14 protein-coding genes are annotated in these 18230 nt (G+C 63.5%); 9 read left to right on the plus strand and 5 right to left on the minus strand.

The window, feature by feature from the left end:
• Nucleotides 1-2: 2 nt before the first annotated feature.
• Nucleotides 3-1832 carry a monovalent cation:proton antiporter-2 (CPA2) family protein gene (locus ACLBKR_RS02530; RefSeq protein ID WP_113339455.1) on the minus strand — a complete coding sequence of 610 codons (1830 nt, stop codon included), beginning with the start codon at nt 1830-1832 and terminating at the stop codon, nt 3-5.
• 107 nt (nt 1833-1939) lie between these two features.
• On the opposite strand from ACLBKR_RS02530, the gene ACLBKR_RS02535 reads away from it, so the two are divergent.
• From ACLBKR_RS02535 to lpxK, 6 genes are all read left to right on the plus strand, one after another.
• Nucleotides 1940-3286, plus strand: a complete 1347-nt coding sequence (locus tag ACLBKR_RS02535; protein ID WP_113425955.1) for a TldD/PmbA family protein — start codon at nt 1940-1942, stop codon at nt 3284-3286.
• Nucleotides 3287-3318: 32 nt separating this feature from the next.
• Nucleotides 3319-4140 (plus strand): 3'(2'),5'-bisphosphate nucleotidase CysQ, encoded by an 822-nt coding sequence (locus ACLBKR_RS02540; RefSeq protein WP_113425931.1) that lies wholly within the window; start codon nt 3319-3321, stop codon nt 4138-4140.
• Nucleotides 4141-4202: 62 nt separating this feature from the next.
• Nucleotides 4203-4454 (plus strand): DUF4170 domain-containing protein, encoded by a 252-nt coding sequence (locus tag ACLBKR_RS02545; protein WP_112830940.1) that lies wholly within the window; start codon nt 4203-4205, stop codon nt 4452-4454.
• Between the two features lie 163 nt (nt 4455-4617).
• On the plus strand, nt 4618-5937 hold the full coding sequence (gene waaA / locus ACLBKR_RS02550; protein WP_112830976.1) for a lipid IV(A) 3-deoxy-D-manno-octulosonic acid transferase: 1320 nt from the start codon (nt 4618-4620) through the stop codon (nt 5935-5937).
• A 23-nt stretch (nt 5938-5960) separates the two neighbouring features.
• A complete protein-coding gene (locus ACLBKR_RS02555; protein ID WP_414900531.1) occupies nt 5961-6668 on the plus strand; it encodes an HAD family hydrolase in 708 nt (235 codons plus the stop codon).
• A 115-nt stretch (nt 6669-6783) separates the two neighbouring features.
• A complete protein-coding gene (lpxK, locus tag ACLBKR_RS02560; RefSeq protein ID WP_113457922.1) occupies nt 6784-7824 on the plus strand; it encodes a tetraacyldisaccharide 4'-kinase in 1041 nt (346 codons plus the stop codon).
• A 13-nt stretch (nt 7825-7837) separates the two neighbouring features.
• Here the strand turns inward: lpxK and ACLBKR_RS02565 are convergent, their stop codons facing one another.
• Both ACLBKR_RS02565 and mutL read right to left on the minus strand, forming a co-directional pair.
• Nucleotides 7838-8068 (minus strand): DUF2093 domain-containing protein, encoded by a 231-nt coding sequence (locus ACLBKR_RS02565; RefSeq protein ID WP_112830943.1) that lies wholly within the window; start codon nt 8066-8068, stop codon nt 7838-7840.
• Between the two features lie 98 nt (nt 8069-8166).
• Entirely contained in the window at nt 8167-10002 is a 1836-nt protein-coding gene (gene mutL / locus ACLBKR_RS02570) for a DNA mismatch repair endonuclease MutL (protein ID WP_113485901.1), read from the minus strand.
• Nucleotides 10003-10469: 467 nt separating this feature from the next.
• Here mutL and ACLBKR_RS02575 point away from each other — a divergent pair, with 467 nt between their 5' ends.
• Together ACLBKR_RS02575 and ACLBKR_RS02580 are read left to right on the plus strand one after the other, a co-directional pair.
• On the plus strand, nt 10470-12146 hold the full coding sequence (locus ACLBKR_RS02575; protein ID WP_113485903.1) for a response regulator: 1677 nt from the start codon (nt 10470-10472) through the stop codon (nt 12144-12146).
• Between the two features lie 126 nt (nt 12147-12272).
• A complete protein-coding gene (locus ACLBKR_RS02580; protein ID WP_113437386.1) occupies nt 12273-13634 on the plus strand; it encodes an EAL domain-containing protein in 1362 nt (453 codons plus the stop codon).
• Between the two features lie 136 nt (nt 13635-13770).
• On the opposite strand, the gene ACLBKR_RS02585 is transcribed toward ACLBKR_RS02580, so the two are convergent.
• Nucleotides 13771-14694, minus strand: a complete 924-nt coding sequence (locus tag ACLBKR_RS02585; protein ID WP_414900535.1) for a LysR substrate-binding domain-containing protein — start codon at nt 14692-14694, stop codon at nt 13771-13773.
• Nucleotides 14695-14784: 90 nt separating this feature from the next.
• Here ACLBKR_RS02585 and ACLBKR_RS02590 point away from each other — a divergent pair, with 90 nt between their 5' ends.
• Nucleotides 14785-16338, plus strand: a complete 1554-nt coding sequence (locus tag ACLBKR_RS02590; protein ID WP_113447934.1) for a trimethylamine methyltransferase family protein — start codon at nt 14785-14787, stop codon at nt 16336-16338.
• Nucleotides 16339-16349: 11 nt separating this feature from the next.
• Here the strand turns inward: ACLBKR_RS02590 and ACLBKR_RS02595 are convergent, their stop codons facing one another.
• Nucleotides 16350-18080, minus strand: coding sequence for a phospholipase D-like domain-containing protein (locus tag ACLBKR_RS02595; RefSeq protein ID WP_414900537.1), 1731 nt, complete (start codon nt 18078-18080; stop codon nt 16350-16352).
• Nucleotides 18081-18230: the final 150 nt, after the last annotated feature.

Genomic DNA, 18230 nt, shown 5'->3' on the forward strand with positions numbered 1-18230 from the left:
GCTCAGTCGGTGCTGGGAGCAGGGCTCTGCGCCGAGGGAAGGCCGCTTTCGGCGGCAAAGTCATCTGCGGCGACCCGCTTCGGCTTGACCAGCGGTTCCGGGCGAACCGGGCGGTTGAGCAGCATGTGCCGTCCGGCCTGGATGCCTTCCGCGGCCTGCAGTTTCAGCCGCTCCTCGTCGCGGCGGCGGATGTCCTCGCCGATCTGGTAGGCTTCGTCCTCGCTGGCGCCCAAAGCCTCGATGGCGCGGCGACCGAAGAGAAGGCCGGATTCCAGCGTTTCCCGAAGCTCGTATTCCACGTCGCGGGCGCGCAGCGACAGGCTATGGATACGGTCATAGGAGCGCACGAAGAGGCGAGCCTCGGGATATTCCGAGCGGATGAGATCGACGATCTTGTCGGTCACTTCCTTCTTCTGGGTGCAGACGGCGATAATCTTGGCCTTCTCGATGCCGGCTGCCCGCAGCACGTCGAGCCGCGTTCCGTCGCCGAAATAGATGCGGAACCCGAAGGACGCCGCCTGCCGGATACGGTCGGCCGAATCGTCGATGATCGTCACGTCCCGGCCGCTTGCCAGCAGGATCTGCGCGGAGATCTGGCCGAAGCGCGAAAAGCCGATCATCAGCACGTCGGCGCCGGCGCCCTCGAAATCCTCCTCCAGCTCTTCCCGCGTTTCGCCGCCCACCAGCCGACGGGCGAGAAGAGTTGCAAGCGGGGTGAGCGCCATGGACAGGGTGACGATGGAAATGAGCAGGGAGGATTTCGCCCCGTCGAGCAGGCCGGATGCGGCGGCCGTGGTGAACAGCACGAAGCCGAATTCACCGCCCTGCGGCAAAAGCAGCGCGATGCGCACCGCGTCGTCGCGGTCCGAACCGGCGGTGCGGCACAGGAGGTAAAGGACGGCGGCCTTCAGAACCATAAGCATCGGGACGGCGATGGCGATCAGGGCAAGGTTCTCGACGATGACGCCAAGCTCCATCGACAATCCGACCGCCATGAAGAACAGCGCGAGCAGAATACCGCGAAACGGCTCGATATCCGCTTCCAGCTCGTGCCGATAGGAGGATTCCGCGAGCATCACCCCGGACAGGAATGCGCCCATGGCCATGGAGAGGCCGCTCGCCTGCATCAGGAGGGCCGATCCCATGACGACGAAAAGTGCGGCGGCGATCATCACTTCCCGTGCGCCGGTGCGGGCGATGATCTGGAAAAGCGGCGTCAGCAGGTAGCGGCCGGCCATAATCATCGCGATGACCGCGACGAGAGCGAAGGCGAGATCGGCCAGCGCCGCCTGGCCGCTTTCGCTCTGGTTGCTGCCGAGAATGGAGACCATGGCGAGCAGTGGCACGATCGCCAGATCCTGGAACAGGAGGACGGAAAAGGCCCTCTGGCCGTAGCGGCTGTTCATGTCGCCCTGGTCGTTCAGGATCTGAAGCGCGAATGCGGTTGAGGACAATGCGAGCCCGAAGCCAGCAACCAGCGCGCCGCGCCATTCGGCAAGGCCGGTATAGACGGCGGCGGCGGCCAGCACGAGGCCGGTCAGCAGAACCTGCGCGGTGCCGAGCCCGAAGATGTCGTGGCGCATGTGCCAGAGCCGGGAGGGTTTCAGTTCAAGGCCGATGACGAACAGCAGGAACACGACGCCGAGTTCGGCGACGCCGAGAACCTGTTCGGAATCCGTGATGAGATGCAGTGTCGGTCCGATGACGACGCCGGCCGCCAGATAGCCGAGCACAGTGCCGAGGCCGAGCTTGCGGAACAGCGGTGCGGCAACCACCGCGCCGCCCAGAAGCAGCAAGGTTTCCGAGAAAAGCGCCTGCGGTGCGGTCGACAATGCGGCGATCTCCTCTCGTCTGTCGTGCCGTGATCGGGAATCGCTGTTCCGACCCTTGATGCATACGGTAATGCACAATAAATGGAGCGGGAATGAAAGGCCAAATCATGTCCAGCCAAATTGATTCCGCCAGCCTTCTCTCACGTGCAGAGCAACTTGTCGACCTCGCCTTGAAGGCGGGTGCGGACAGTGCCGATGCCGTGGTGGTGCGCTCCCGTTCGAAGTCAGTGAGCGTGCGTCTCGGCAAGGTCGAGCAGACGGATTCCTCCGAAAGCGATGACTTTTCCCTGCGCGTCTTCATCGGCCGGCAGGTGGCAAGCGTTTCCGCCAATCCGGGCTTCGATCTGAAGCAGTTGGCAGAGCGCGCCGTCGCCATGGCGAGGGTGTCGCCGGAAGATCCCTTTGCCGGCCTCGCCGACAGGGCGGACATTGCCGAAAGCTATCCCGACCTCGACCTCTTCGATCCGACCGAGGTTTCGAGCGAGGCCCTGACGGATGCGGCGCTTGCCGCGGAAACGGCAGCCCTTGCGGTCGACGGCGTCAGCAATTCGGTCGGCGCCAGCGCTTCGGCCGGCATGGGCGGTCTTGTGCTTGTCACGTCGCACGGTTTTTCCGGCAGCTACGCCGCGTCGCGCTTTTCCCGCTCGGTCGGCGTGATCGCCGGCGAAGGCACGCGCATGGAGCGTGACCACGATTATGACAGCCGTCTTTTCTTCGCCGATCTCGACAGCGCCGAGGACATCGGCCGCCGGGCCGGCGAGCGCACCGTCAAGCGGCTCAATCCGCGCCAGGTCCCGACGGGCAAGGATGTGACCGTGGTCTTCGATCCGCGCGTGGCGCGCGGCTTCGTCGGCCATATCGCGGGTGCCATCAATGGCGCGGCCGTTGCCCGCAAGACCTCGTTCCTGCGCGACAGGATGGGCGAGCAGGTGCTGAAGGCAGGGCTCAACGTCACCGACGATCCGCTGAAGGTGCGCGGCTCGTCGTCCCGCCCCTTCGACGGCGAGGGCGTGAGCGGCAAGGCGCTCACCATGATCGAGGACGGCGTGCTGAAGCACTGGTTCCTCTCCTCGTCGGCAGCCCGCGAGCTAGGTCTTCATACCAACGGTCGCGGGGTGAGGGGTGGCACATCCGTTTCGCCGTCTTCCACCAATCTCGCGCTCGAGCCGGGCGACATCTCGCCAGAGGATCTGATCCGCGATATCGGCACGGGTTTCTACGTGACCGAGCTGATCGGGCAGGGCGTCGACATGATTACCGGTGAGTACAGCCGTGGCGCAACCGGTTTCTGGATCGAGAATGGCGAGCTCGCCTTCCCGGTTTCCGAGGTTACCATCGCCTCGAACCTCAAGGACATGTTCATGCGCGTCACCGCCGCAAACGACATCGACCGTAAGTTCGGTGTGGCGGCGCCGACCATCGCCATTGAAGGCATGACGCTTGCGGGACGCTGAGAGGCAGAGGCCAAGTGGCGAAAGAAAAAGAGATGACCGCCGACAAAGGGGCCCGCAAGGGTTTCGACTGGCAGGACGATCTGGATCTGATTTCGGCGGCGGCGCGGGAAGCGGGCGAGATCGCGCTCGGTTATTTCGGCCAGTCGCCCGAGGTCTGGTGGAAGAATGAAGGCCAGTCGCCGGTGAGCGCCGCCGACTATGCCGCCAACAAATGCCTGGAGGAGCGGCTGCGCGCCGCGCGCCCCGGTTACGGCTGGTTGTCGGAGGAAACCGACGACGACCCGGCGCGCCTCTCCTGCCGGACCCTGTTTGTCGTCGATCCGATCGACGGCACGCGCGCCTTCATCGCCGGACGCAAGACATGGTGCGTCAGCGTCGCGGTGGTGCATGACGGACGCCCCGTCGCCGGCGTGCTCGTCGCGCCCGCACTGGAGGAAACCTTTGCATCGGTGGAGGGCTCGGTTTCCACGAAGAACGGCCGGCCGATCGAGGTGGCGCCGGCCCGTCCCGGCGGGAAGCTGCGGGTAGCGACGCCCCAGGATATCGTTGCCGGCTTCGATGCCGGGATGCAGGCCCGCATCGAGCGCGTAGAACACATTCCCTCGCTTGCCTATCGTCTGGCGTTGGTCGCCGACGGCCGGATCGACGCGACGCTGGTCAAGCGCAATTCCCACGACTGGGATCTCGCCGCTGCCGACCTCATTCTCCGCAACGCCGGCGGCAGGCTCACCGACCTCAGGGGCGAGGCGCTTCTTTACAACCGTCCGGAGGTCAGCCACGGAGAGCTTTGCGCCGCCACTCTTTTCGAGCTTTCTACCCTGTTGAACCACTTGTCACCAGCGCCTCGCAGTTGACCTTTCCGGCAAAATCGATCACAGGAAAGAGGGAGGCGAATTTGAATGGAAAGAGACCGGAAATGACGGAATCCAACGATAAGAAACAGCTTCTCCACCTCGTCTTCGGCGGTGAATTGGCGAACCTCGAAGAGGTTCAGTTTCGTGATTTGAACGAGCTTGATATCGTTGGCATTTTCCCGGATTATGCATCCGCTCTCGTTGCCTGGAAGTCCAAGGCTCAGCAGACGGTCGACAACGCGCACATGCGTTACTTCATCGTCCACATGCACCGGTTGCTCACCCCCGGTGAGACGGCCGCTGCCAAGGGCTGACGCGGGATTTCCACAGGCGATTGCTGGCTTGTCTCGGCTTTTGGTAATCACCAATGTCACGTTTTTAACTCAGTTATCTCGCATTCCGTAGTTTTTGCACCGCCGGCTCCTGAAAGGGCTACATGGCATCGATGACGAACATGAACGGTTTCGGCCCATGGCGATGAGTGACGGATTGGCATCCCTTGCCATCGCCTCCTACGGCTGGGCGGGCATCGCGGCTTATCCGCTGACGGGACCGCTGCTAGCCCTGCGCGCCGCCAAGGGCAAGGAGGACCGCGCCCGTCGCCTCGAACGTTTCGGTTATCCCGCTGCCGATCGCCCGCAGGGGCCGCTGGTCTGGCTGCATGCCGCAAGCGTCGGTGAAACGCTCGCGGTGGTGCCGCTGATGCGGGAGCTGCGCCGGCGCGACATCAACGTCTTGCTGACCACGGGTACCGTGACCTCCGCCGAGATCGCCCGCTTCCGCCTCAAGGACGAGGTCCTGCACCAATATGTTCCCCTCGACGTGAAGCCGGCGGTGCGCCGTTTCCTCGATTACTGGCGTCCTGACGTGGCGCTTTCGGTCGAGTCGGAAATCTGGCCGACCACGCTGATGGAACTGCACAAGCGGCATATCCCGCAGATCCTCGTCAATGCCCGCATTTCAGACCGTTCCTTCGAGCGCTGGCAGCGGCATCAGTCGATCGCGGAAGCCCTGCTCGGCAAGCTTTCGCTGGTCATCGCACAGTCCGACGTCGATGCCGAGCGCTACCGCGATCTCGGCGCCTGGCCGGTCATCGTATCGGGCAACATCAAGGTGGATAGCGATGCGCCGCCCTGTGACCCGGTCGTGCTGGACCGCTACAAGCAGCAGATCGGCAATCGCAAGAGCTGGGCTGCGATTTCGACATTCGAGGGCGAGGAAAAGATCGCCACCATGGTGCATCGGGCGCTGAGGGCCCATACGGGCCTGCTGTCGGTCGTGGTGCCGCGCCATCCGGAACGTTCCGATGAAATCGAGGCGATGATGGTGGAGCGCGGCATGAAGGTCGCGCGCCGCACCCGCAACGACCCGATCACGCCTGATACCGATATCCTGCTCGGCGATACCATCGGAGAGATGGGGCTTTACCTCCGGCTTGCCGAGATCGCTTTCGTCGGCCGCTCCTTGACGGCGGAAGGCGGGCAGAACCCGCTGGAACCTGCGATGCTCGGCTGCGCCGTGCTGTCCGGTCCGCAGGTTGGCAATTTCCGCGAGAGCTACCAGCGCCTCGTGCGCAACGGCAATGCCCGCATCGTCCGCGATGCGGAGATGCTGGCCAAGGCGGTCCATTTCCTGATGACCAATGATCTTGCCCGTCACAAGATGATCGATGCCGGCATGGAGAGCATGCAGGAGATGCGCGGCGCGCTGACCGCGACGATGAAGGGGCTTGAGCCCTATATCAACCCCCTGACCGTGCAGGCGCGGCTTGAACCGCGCATCGTAAGCCAGGGCTGACGGTCGGCCGATTGAGGGGACATATGACGGAAGCAAACGGCATCGCGGGAATCCTGTTCGACAAGGACGGCACCCTCTTGGATTTCGACGCGAGCTGGGCTCCGGTCAACCGCACGGTGGCGCTTCTGGCCGCCGGCGGAGATGCCGAACTCGCCGATCGCCTGCTCTGGGCCTGCGGTATGGACCCGGCGACCGGACATCTCGTTCCAGACAGCCTGCTTGCCGCCGGCAACACGCGAGAAATCGCCGAGGGCCTTGCTGCTGCCGGATCGCCTTATGCCGCCGAGGCGCTGGTGCCGCAGATCGATGCGCTTTTTGCCGGCGCCGCCGAACAGTCGGTTCCCGTTGCCGAACTCGCCCCCCTGTTCGCCAAGCTGCATGACCGCGGCCTGAAACTCGGCATCGCCTCCAGTGACAATGAAAAGTCGATCCGGGTCACCATCGACCGGTTCGGCATCGGTCCCTATATCGATTTCGTGGCCGGTTATGACAGCGGCCATGGCTGCAAGCCGGAACCGGGCATGGTGCTTGGGTTTTGCGCTGCGACGGGACTTGAGCCCTCTCAGGTCGCGGTGGTCGGCGACAACAATCACGACCTTCACATGGGCCGAAACGCCGGAGCGGGGCTGAAGGTCGCCGTTCTCACCGGTACGGGTTCGCGCCAGTCCCTTCAGGAGGCCTGCGACGTTCTTCTGAACGATATCACCGAACTCGAAGCCGTGCTCGGCTGAAGGCCGGGCGAGTCTCCGTTTCATGCCGCGACTTGACGAAACCCCTTCTGCCGCGTTTTCTTGGCCGCGCAGATGGCCGTGGGGACGGTCGGGGAGACAAAGGGGAAAGCTGGCGATGGTATCGGACGCCCCGCCGTTCTGGTGGACGAAAGCCGACTGGCGGGCCTGGAGCCTTTTGCCCTTCTCTTTCCTTTATGGGCGGGTGGCAGGCTGGCGCATGGGCAGGAAGCGCCGCCACGCGCCGCCGGTGCCGGTCGTCTGCGTCGGCAATTTCACGGTCGGCGGCGCTGGCAAGACGCCGACGGCGCTGACGCTCGCGCGCGCGGCCAAGGCCAAGGGATTGAAGCCCGGTTTTCTAAGCCGCGGCTATGGCGGCTCGCTCGATGTCACGACGGTCGTCGATGTGCACCACCATCGAGCGACCGATGTCGGCGACGAACCGCTGTTGCTGGCTCAGGAAGCGCTGACCGTCATTTCCCGCCGCCGCGTCGCGGGTGCCGAGCGCCTGGTCAAGGAAGGCGCCGACATTATCATTATGGATGACGGTTTCCAGAGCGCCCGCCTGACGGTCGACTTCGCCCTGGTAGTCATCGATACGATGCGGGGCATCGGCAATGGCCACCTCGTGCCGGGCGGACCGGTGCGTGCTCCCATCGCCATCCAGATGCGCCATCTCGACGCGATTTTGAAGGTCGGCAACGGCAATGCCGCGGACCGGCTTGTGCGCCAGGCGGCGCGCGCGGGCAAGGCGGTCATGGTCGCCGCCCTGAAGCCGAAGGACGATGCGGGTCTCGCCGGCAAGCGCGTGCTGGCATTCGCCGGCATCGCTGATCCCATGAAATTCCAGCGTACGCTGGAGGGGCTGGGTGCCGTCGTCGCCGAGTTGCGTCCTTTTCCAGATCATCATCACCTGACGGATGACGAGGTCGATGCCCTGCTGGCCGATGCGGACAAGCAGGGGCTGCTGCTGGCGACGACTGCCAAGGATATCGTCCGGCTCTCGGGTGGCCACGGACGTTCTGACGAACTCGCTTCCCGATGCCATGTGGTCGAGGTGGAGATGGCCTTCGACGATCCGCAGGCCCCGGCCTATGTGCTCGACCGTGCGATCGAGGCCTGTCGGGCGCGCAGGCTGAAGGAAAAGAGCAAGGCTTGAAGAAGAAGCGCGCTCAGCGCTTCTGGTTCGGCAGCGCGCCGGCGCGCTTTTCCGCTTCCAGCGAAGCGGCGGCGTCGACATACGGCTCCTGCCGGGCGACGCTCCAGTATTTCAGTTCGTCGATCAGAATAGGCTTGCCGGTGATCGCGCAGACCACATAGGAGCCCGGCGACAGGATCTGGAAGTCGGCATCGAGATAGCGGATCTTCGCCTCGCGGTTGCCGTTGCCTTCGAAACGGTTCATGGGTGGTCTCCTGCGCCTTTCACGAAACTGCAATAACGCGCCCTCCCGGCAATTTCCAGAACAATTAAAAGGACGCTTGCTGCGGATCGGCAATCGGCTCAGCTACGGCCGAAAAGCCGCTCTATATCGGAAAGCTTGAGTTCGACATAGGTGGGCCGTCCGTGATTGCACTGGCCGGAACCGGGGGTAGCCTCCATCTGCCGGAGCAGCGCGTTCATTTCCTCCACCCGCAACTGTCTGCCGGACCGCACGGAGCCGTGGCAGGCCATGGTGGCCGCGACATGCTCCAGCTTTGCGGCAAGTCCCTGCGCTGTGTCCCATTCGGCAATCTCGTCGGCGAGATCGCGCACCATGCCGGCGACATCCATTTCGCCGAGCATGGCAGGCGTTTCACGCACGGCGACCGCGCCGGGACCGAAGCGCTCGATGGCAAGCCCGAGCTGTTCGAGGGCGACGGCGTGAGCCATCAGCCGGTTGCAGTCTTCTTCCGGCAGGTCGACGATCTCGGGAATGAGAAGGCCCTGCGAGGGAAGCCGCCTTCCGGTCAGCGCCTTGCGCATCTGCTCGAACACCAGCCGCTCATGGGCCGCATGCTGATCGACGATCACCAGCCCGTCCTCCGTCTGCGCGACGATATAGTTGGCATGCACCTGTGCCCGTGCCGCCCCGAGCGGATAGGTCGCCGCCGGCGTTTCCGCGCGGATATCGGGAGCCGTCGCAGCCGTTGCGGGTGTCTCTGCCCGGGCGGTCGGCAGGGTCATGGCGGCGAACGCCGGCTGCTGCGTCTCGCTGAATCCGGAAGCCGAAGCGGCGGCCGGACCGAACGGGCGGCTGGGGGAATTCGCGAAACTCCATCCGCCATGGGAAGAAGAGGCGGCGGAAGCGGCGGGACTGAAGCCCGGCCGGAAGGCGCGCAGCATGCCGCCGCCGCCCGTCGTCGAGGCGCGGTCGCCTTCTCGTCTCATGGCATCGCGGATCGCTCCGACGATCAGCCCCCGCACCAGCCCCGGATCGCGGAAGCGGACATCGGATTTCGCCGGATGCACGTTGACATCGACGAGTGCCGGGTCGAGTTCCAGGGACAGGACCGCCACTGGATAACGGCCCTGCGGAATGGTTTCCGCATAAGCGCCGCGAATGGCCGAAAGGATCTGCTTGTCATGCACCGGCCGGCCGTTGACGAAGGCATATTGATGGGCCGAGTTGCCGCGGTTGAAGGTCGGGATGCCGGCGAAGCCGCCAAGCCGGACATCCTCGCGCTCGGCATCGAGCTCGATGGCATTGTCGCGAAAGTCGCTGCCGAGCACCTGAGCGATGCGGGCGAGGCGATCGTCGCCGGTGGCGGGAAATTCGAGCGTTGTGCGGTCCGTGCCCGACAGTACGAAGCGGATCTGCGGAAAGGCGATCGCCATCCGCTTGACAATCTCGGTGATCGCGCCTGCCTCGGCCTTTTCCGTCTTCAGGAATTTGAGGCGGGCGGGCGTGGCGAAGAAGAGGTCGCGCACCTCGACCGTTGTGCCCGGATTGGCCGGCGCCGGCCTGACGGGCGAGACCTTGCCGCCGACCACGGCGACTTCCGCGCCTTCCGAACCGCCTTGCAGGCGACTGGTAATGGTCAGTTTTGCGACAGAGCCGATGGATGGCAGCGCCTCGCCCCGGAAACCGAGCGAGTGGATATCGAACAGCGAATCCCGAAGCTTCGAGGTGCAGTGCCGGCGGATCGAAAGCTCGAGATCCTCGGCACTCATGCCGCAGCCGTTGTCGATCACGCGCAGCAGGCTTTTACCGCCGCCGGCCGTGGCGATTTCGATGCGGGTCGCACCGGCGTCGATGGCGTTTTCGATCAGTTCCTTCGCCGCGCTGGCCGGTCTTTCGATGACCTCGCCGGCGGCGATCTGGTTGATGAGGGTTTCGGAAAGCTGCTTGATGACCATCGGTCCATTTTCCGGGATTCGCGCCGGCGAGGAAAGAGCCAACTGCATTCTACCGCTCGAAAGTGGTGCATTGCGCGCCATGCCATTAATCCCGCCTTAAGGGACTGCCGATAGCATGATTATGGCTTGAAATGTTTCGTATTGGCATCGTCGGTGCGCCGGCGGAGGAGGAGATGGTGGCCGGACCATCTCCGGACCATATCCTCCTTTTGCCGTCTCAGGCGCTTCCCTGGCATGTCTTCCCATATGCGACAGCTGCAGGATTGCTTGAATTCGGAAACGATTGAACGAGAAATTTGTGGAGCAGGACAAAGGTGTTACAGCGCCCCTCGGTGCATCCGTCAGGGCTTGAGGTGTTGTCTGGACGATAACGATCGAGCGCCGGGAGGGGTTCGGTTCTTTGAGGCGATAGTGTGAAAGAGTTTGCACCGGGCCCGGGCGATGAAACGCCGGGCAAAAACGCAGGGATGGGTGGCGAAGCTATGCAGGCTGCGACGTTGCAGTCCTCCATGCTCGATGCCGTGTCCGAAGCGATAGGTGCCGCGCTGATCGTCTACGATCGCAACGACCAGCTTGTTTATGTGAACCGCCTCGTCGGCAACTATCTGCCCGTGTCCCTCCAGGTCGCCCGTCCCGGAACCCGGTTGAGGGATTTCCTCGGCGCTGTCTATGATGGCGGCGGGCGCGACCGCATGTCCGCCGGCGAAGGCGGTGCAGCGAGCCGCGAGGAATGGATCGCCGAACAGATCGCCGTTCACTGGCGGGAGCGTTTCGATAGCCAGCGCCGCGACGCCAACAATCGCTGGGTGCGTTTTTCCAAGCGCCGGCTGCCCTCCGGTTACGGCATCTGCATCATCAGCGACATCACCGAGCAGAAAAAGCGCGAGGAACAGTGGCGCGCCGATGTCGAGCGTGTCCAGCTGACTGAGGAAATCCTCGACAACCTGCCGCATCCGGTCTTCGTACAGGATCGCAACCTGAACGTCGTGGCCGTCAACAAGTCGTTCTGCAGCCGGATCGGTGCCCGCGCCGAGAGTGTTCTGGGCGGTGCGCTTGACGGGATCTGCGGCGGAGATCTCGCTGAAAAGCTCCGCCGTGCCACCCGCCATGTCCTGGAGACGGGGGCGCCGGCCGCCATCCTGACGGAGCTTCCCTCCGACCCCGCAGGCGAACGCATCGTCGTGCGAAGCCAGCGTGTCGGAAAGCCCGGTCGCTACTTCATCGTCACCAGTTTCGAGGCGGCTTCCGTGCAGTTGTCGGTCGAGCCGGCAGATGGCTCCTCCGTGGACAAGGCGATCGTCACCGCCGGGGCCTCCTATCCGGTGCTGCCTGAAAACGAGTGTCTTCGCGTCGAGGCGGAGGTTGCGAAGCTTGCCGGCCACAAGGCGCTCGTCGTCACAATGGACCGGGATTTCGAGGCGAAGAGCCTGAAGACGCTGGAGCGCCTCGGCATCGACGTCTGCTGCGTACGCAATCCGGTGGAGGAGGATGCATTTCTCACGGTCGCACGCTCCGTTGGCGTAAAGATCGATCTGATGATCGTCGACACGCAGATGGACATGAAGTGTCTTGAGCTTGCGGTCGCAGAAGGCATAGCCACCGTAACGCTGGACGGCTTCCAGCTCGACACGGAACTGGCTTTCCTCGTCCTGAACAAGCTCGCGGCCAAGGATGAGGCGCGGGCCGTTGCCACGGACGACTGGGAAATCACCACCACGGAAGACAGACCGCCTGTCTTGCCGGCGCCGGCCCGGTCGCTTGTCCTCGTGGCGGAGGACAACGAAATCAACCAGATCGTCTTCTCGCAGATCCTCGAAGGGCTCGGCCATGCCTATCGCATCGCCCGCGACGGAGCGGAAGTCGTGCGTCTCTGGCAGGAACTGAAGCCCGCCATCGTTCTGATGGACATCACCCTGCCGGTCATCAACGGTTTTGACGCCTGCCGACGCATTCGTGAGCTGGCGGCAGGGCCTGACGACATGACGCCGGTCATCGGCGTGCTGGTGCAGGCCTTCGACCGTGACCGGGAAGAATGCTTTGCCGCCGGCATGAACGACGTGATCCTCAAGCCCCTGAGCCCGGACGCCGTCGATGCCGTGCTGGCGCAGCATGTTCCCGATCTCCGGGTCGTCGCGGCGGGGTGAAAAAACCCTGTCAATCCCCTAAATAATGGACCATAACCTGTAGGCAACCTCCCGGAATTGCTAGAATTTTCTTAATGTTTGGCGCTCATCCTCGGTATGTGAAAGGAACCTCCTCAGGAACAGCCGATGGCGTCAGCCGAAACAGCCATGCCCCAGCTAGGCCAGAACGAGCTTCAGGCCATGGCCTATACGGACCAGTTGACCGGGCTTGGCAATCGCTATCGCCTGCGCGACAAGGTTCGGCTTCTGGCCTCCGAGCGTTCTGCCGATCCGGCGCCGTTTACGGTCGGCATCGTCAATCTGGACGGTTTCAAACCCATCAACGATCTCTTCGGCTCCGTCGCCGGCGATGAAATCCTTTGCCAGGTCGCCCACCGGCTGAAGGCCTGCGTGCCTGACGGCGCGACCGTCACCCGTCATGACGGCGATGAGTTCGCCATCATCCTGCCGCTGATCTTCGAGCGCGTCAGTGCCGAGCGCACCGGCCAGATGATTAAGGACGTGCTCTCTGCGCCCTACGATCTCGGCGACCGCAATGTCCGTCTCTCCGCCTCTCTCGGCTTTGCCGTCTATCCCTTTGCCGGCGCCGATTTCGAGGAACTGATGAAGAGTGCCGAGACGGCGCTTTATCGCTCGAAGCGCCGGGGTCGCGGCCAGATCACCGTCTACTCACGGGAAATCGCCCAGGAGATGAAGCGCGCCACGCAGCTTGAGCAGGCGCTGCGCAATGCCATCATCGCCGATACCGTCGACGTGCATTTCCAGCCGATCGTCCGTCTCACAGACAACCGTGTCGTTGGTTTCGAGGCGCTGGCCCGTTGGAACGATGCCGATCTGGGCTTTGTATCTCCGGCCGTCTTCGTACCGCTTGCGGAAGAACGCGGCTTCATCGACACGCTGTCCGAAACCCTGTTGCGCAAGGCGGCAGAGGCAACGCTGGCCTGGCCGCGCGAACTCTTCCTCTCGTTCAATCTCTCCTCGGCGCAATTGATGGACCCGAGGACCACGCTGAACACGCTGTCCATCCTCAACAGCGTCGGTTTCGATCCGCGCCGGCTGGAACTGGAAATCACGGAAACGGCCGTCATGGGCTGCGCGGACACTGCGCGCCGCATCTTCGGCGAATTGCGTGACTTCGGCATCAAGATCTCTCTCGACGACTTCGGCACGGGTCAGTCGAGCCTCGGACGCCTGCGCGACTTCACCTTCGACAAGGTCAAGATCGACCGTGCCTTCGTCTCCGCCATAACCACGGACCGCACCTCGGAACACATCATCAAGGCGATCGTCACCATGTGCGAAGGCCTCGATCTCGAAGTGGTTGCGGAAGGCATCGAGACGGTGGCGGAAGCGGACAAGCTGCGTGCGCTCGGTTGCGGCATGGGGCAGGGCTATTATTTCGGCAAACCGGCCGATGCGGCGGCGACGCTGCGTTATCTCGGCGAGCATCATCACGAATTCGCCCTCGTCGATCGGCCCAATTCCTGAAACGTTTCCGTGAGGACGGCCCAGTCAAGCGGAGGTGACGATCCCCGGACGACGCCTCGGGTTTGCAGGCGATATGCGCACGGAATACGGGACCGGCGGCTCGGCATGCGCCGCGGTCGATGCCCAGCCGCTCCGATCACCCGCCTTGCCGGGCGGCTTCCCCCTCCGCCAGCAGCCAGTCCCGCACTCTGGCCGCCGAGGCATTGAGCTCCCGCGCGCGTGGCCACACCACGTAGAAGGCCTGCCCCGTCACCAGCGCGTGCCGGCCGACCTGCACGAGTTGGCCCGAGCGCGCCTGCGCCTCGATCAGGTGGTTCCAGCCGAGCGCGATGCCTTCCCCGGCCAGCACCGCCTGGATCACCAGCACGTAATCGTTAATCGCCAGCCGCCGTCCTTTGGGGGCATAGTCGATGCCGGCGCTTGCAAACCATTCCGGCCAGTTGCACGCTTGCCGCACCGGCTCCTCCAGCCAGATCAGCCGGTGGCGGGTCAGGTCTTCGGGGCTCTCTGCCGGACCGTTCTGCTCGATGAAGGCGGGGCTTGCAACCGCGCTTACCACCTCCGGCGCGAGCAGCGCCGCATGATAGCGCGGCCATTCCTTCGGATCGCCGCCGCGTACGCCAAGCGGAATGGTTTCCTCCTCCAGGTCCAGGTCGCGCACGCTGGTCTGGATACGCAGGTCGATGTCGGGCAGATCCTCCCTCAGTCGGGCCAGTCGCGGCAGCATCCACATCGAAGCGAAGGCCGTGGAGGCGGCGAGTGTTACGTTGACCTCGCGGCTTTTCGCGCGAATGTCCTCGGCGGCGCGCTCGATCCGCGAAAGGCCGGCAACGACATCGGCATGAAAGCGCTCGCCGGCCTCGGTCAGCCGGGCGGAGCGATGCATGCGCTGGAACAGGGCGACGCCCAGTTGTTCCTCGAGCGCACGCACCGCATAGGAGACGGCGGCCTGGGACATGCCGAGTTCCTCCGCGGCCCGGGTGAAATTCTCATGCCGGCCCGCAGCCTCGAAGACCACGAGGCTGTTTGCGGAGGGGAGCAGGCGGCGAAACTGACTCATAAGCTGAACTTATCGCAAGTCGAAAATATTTCCAGCGTCACAATGCCTTTGATCCCGGCTAGCCTTCATTCAAACAGGAGGAAAGCAGTCATGACGGGCGAGACGCTGGAACTGGATCGCAAGGAGCGCCGCACCCGTGGCAACAGGCCGGCGCGACGGGAGAGCGGCGCTGGCCTTTCTTTGAAAGTCCCGTTCATCCGCCGTAACATTCCGACCTACGACATTCTCTCGGAGGAAAACCTCCTTCGCATCGAACAGACCGCAGATCGCATTCTTGCCGAGGTCGGCATCGAGTTCCGCGACGATGCGGCCGCGCTCGATCACTGGAAGCGGGCGGGGGCGAAGATCGACGGCGTTCGCGTCCGGTTCGAACCGGGCATGCTGCGGGAGATTGTCTCCACGGCGCCGGCAAGCTTCGTCCAGCATGCGCGCAATCCGGCAAACAACGTCGAGATCGGCGGCAACAGCGTCGTCTTCTCACCGGCCTATGGCTCGCCCTTCGTCATGGATCTCGACAATGGCCGTCGTTACGGAACCATCGAGGATTTCCGCAACCTCATCAAGCTCGGCCAGTCCAGCCCCTGGCTGCATCATTCCGGCGGCACCATCTGCGAGCCCGTCGACCTGCCGGTCAACAAGCGGCACCTCGAGATGGTCTACAGCCATATCAAATATTCCGATCGGGCCTTCATGGGCTCGGTGACGGCCGAGGAGCGGGCGGAAGAATCGATCGAGATGGCGCGCATCCTGTTCGGTGCCGGTTTCGTCGAGGAGAACTGCGTCATCCTCGGCAATGTCAACGTCAACTCGCCGCTCGTCTGGGACGGCACCATGACGAAGGCGCTGAGGGCCTATGCTCGCGCCAACCAGGCCGCCGTCATCGTGCCCTTCATCCTCGGCGGAGCCATGGGGCCGGTCACCAATGCCGGCGCCATCGCCCAGTCCTATGCCGAAACGCTGGCGGGTTGCGCGCTCACCCAGTTGGAGCGCAAGGGGGCGCCGGTGATTTTCGGCAACTTCCTGTCTTCCATGTCGCTGCGGTCCGGCTCGCCCACCTTCGGCACGCCGGAACCGGCGATTGGCTCCATGGTGATCGGCCAGCTTGCCCGCCGGCTGAAACTGCCGCTGCGCTGTGCGGGGAATTTCTCCAATTCCAAGCTGCCGGACGCGCAGGCCATGCAGGAGGGCGTCATGTCCATGCTGTCGGCCGTCCATTGCGGCGCCAACTTCATCCTGCATTCGGCCGGCTTCGTCGATGGCCTGCTGTCCATGTCCTATGAGAAGTTCGTCATGGACACGGATTTCTGCGGCGCGCTGCATGCTTATCTCGCCGGCGTCGTGGTCGATGACAACACGCTCGCAATGGATGCCTTTCTGGAGGTGGGACCCGGCAGCCATTTTCTCGGCTCGGCCCATACCATGCGCAACTATCAGACGGCGTTCTGGGATTCGGCCGTCTCGGACAACGAGCCCTTTGAAAAATGGGCGGAGGCCGGATCGACCGACATGGCGACCCGCGCCAACCGGCAGTGGAAGAAGACGCTCGCCGAATATCAGGCGCCACCTCTGGACCCCGCCGTGGACGAGGCGCTGCGCGATTATGTCGAGCGGACGATGCGTGCGCGGCCGGATGCGTGGTACTGAGCCGCGACGGATCAGGTCGGGCTGACGCCGAACAGTTCGCGCCGGCGCTGATGATAGGTGCCGGCCTTGAAATGACTGTCCGTCCACGCGCCATCGGGGTCTAGATAGACGGCTTCCTCCGCCTGATCCTCGCCCGGATTGCGGGAGGCCACGGCATTGGCCACCGTGCGGAAGTAGAAATGGTTGAACAGCCGGAAGAATTCCGTTGCGTAGATATCGCCCACGCGCCGGTCGCCGCGGATCAGCAGCATGTTTTCGTCGTTGGACGACAAGGATGCGGGTGAAAAATTGGCGGAGCCGGAATAGACTTGCGGGTCGTCCGACAGGGGATCGATCGCCATGATCTTGGTGTGGACATAGAAGATGTGGCCCTGCTTGCGGTAGTGTTCCTCGTCCGCGAACCACTTGTCCAGTTGCCAGCCATCCAGCTTGCGGCCGATCGTATCGCGACCGAGCGCCTTGCCGAGCGCGATGCGCGTGTCCCTGTCGCGCTTGAGCATCGCCTGAGTTTCGTCGTTGGCATTTTCCTTTTCCATCAGCAGGAAACGCAGATAGTCCCGGTCATTGTCGAAATGTTCGGCGAGCTTCCTCGTTACGCCAAAAGCCGCCGTCAGCATGACGGTGCGCTGCGCCTCGTCCATGCGCGCGCCGTACCAGTCGAGCATGCGCGCGGACGACCGCGGCGAAAACAGAACGGAGATGCCGTTCGCCGGCAACTCGCCGGAAGGCTCGGCATTGTGTTTTTTCGTCCATGCCTTCAGTTCTTTCCGGTCGGGGTCGGTGGCGACCTGCTGCCAATAGGCATTGTAGGCCGATGCCACAGTGTCATCCCGCACCAGATGGCCGACATTCGTCTGGCCGAGAAAGCCGGACGACGTGATATTGGTTGAGCCTGTCCAGACTTGCTGCGGCTTGCCGTCCTTCAGGAGCACCATGAATTTGTTGTGCGGAATGGAGATATGCCGGGTCCGCTTATGAAAGGTCAGGCGCGGCACGTTGTCGTATTTGACGACTTCCTTGACGTTCGCCTTGCTGGTGCTGGTTTCCTCGAAGCTGCCGTCGCTCTTGATATGCCCCGCCTCATAGATGACCTGAACCTTCGCGCCGGCGCCGGCGGCGATCTTCAGGGCCTCCAGTATCGGCTTGTAGGTGAGTTCGTAGAAGCAGCAGCGCAATTCATAGCCCGCGCCATTGGCCTGGGCGATGAAGCCGAGCGCTGCCTCCAGCAGCCCGCGCGACAGCCAGCGCACCTCCCGGTCTTCCGGATCGTCGGGGTTGGTCGGGCCCTTGTTGCCGAACTGGTCGGCAAAGGCCTGGCTGACGATGGCGCCCCGGTTGAAGAATACCGAATGCGTTTCATCCGTGTCGGATTCCGTGCGGATGGAAACGGGAAGATCGGTGCCGGCGACGAGGGCCGCAGGATTCATGTCCGCCGGAAAATAGAGCGGTCGGACGACGTAATCATATTGCCGTCCCGGTTCCGCCGAATAGTGTCCCCACAGGAAGGACTGAACGGGGTGATCGAGGGTGGAGCGCCGTTCGCCGGGCTGTGGGTTCGGCACCAGCGCCTTGAAGAATTTGAAGCCGCGCAACCAATCGATCCGGTTCTGCCGGGCAACGCCGATGGCAAAGCCGGCAAGGTTGCGCCGCGCCGCGTCCGTGGCGTTCATCGCCAGCAGCACGGCATGGTTGCCCGATATCGCATGAACGGAAAAACCGCCTGCCTTTGCAAAGCTTCGCATCGCTATCCCCCCGGTTGTTTCGGCAAATCTATCACGTCCAATATGTAAGTCATGTGAAATGCAACCATTTCGTGTTTCGGGTTCGCGAGGGCGGCCTGGGTCCTGGGGGCCGAAGCCTGTCGGCGATGTCGATCGGAACTGCAGTTTTCA

Source organism: Paenirhizobium cremeum, from assembly GCF_047553425.1.
GTDB lineage: Bacteria > Pseudomonadota > Alphaproteobacteria > Rhizobiales > Rhizobiaceae > Allorhizobium > Allorhizobium cremeum.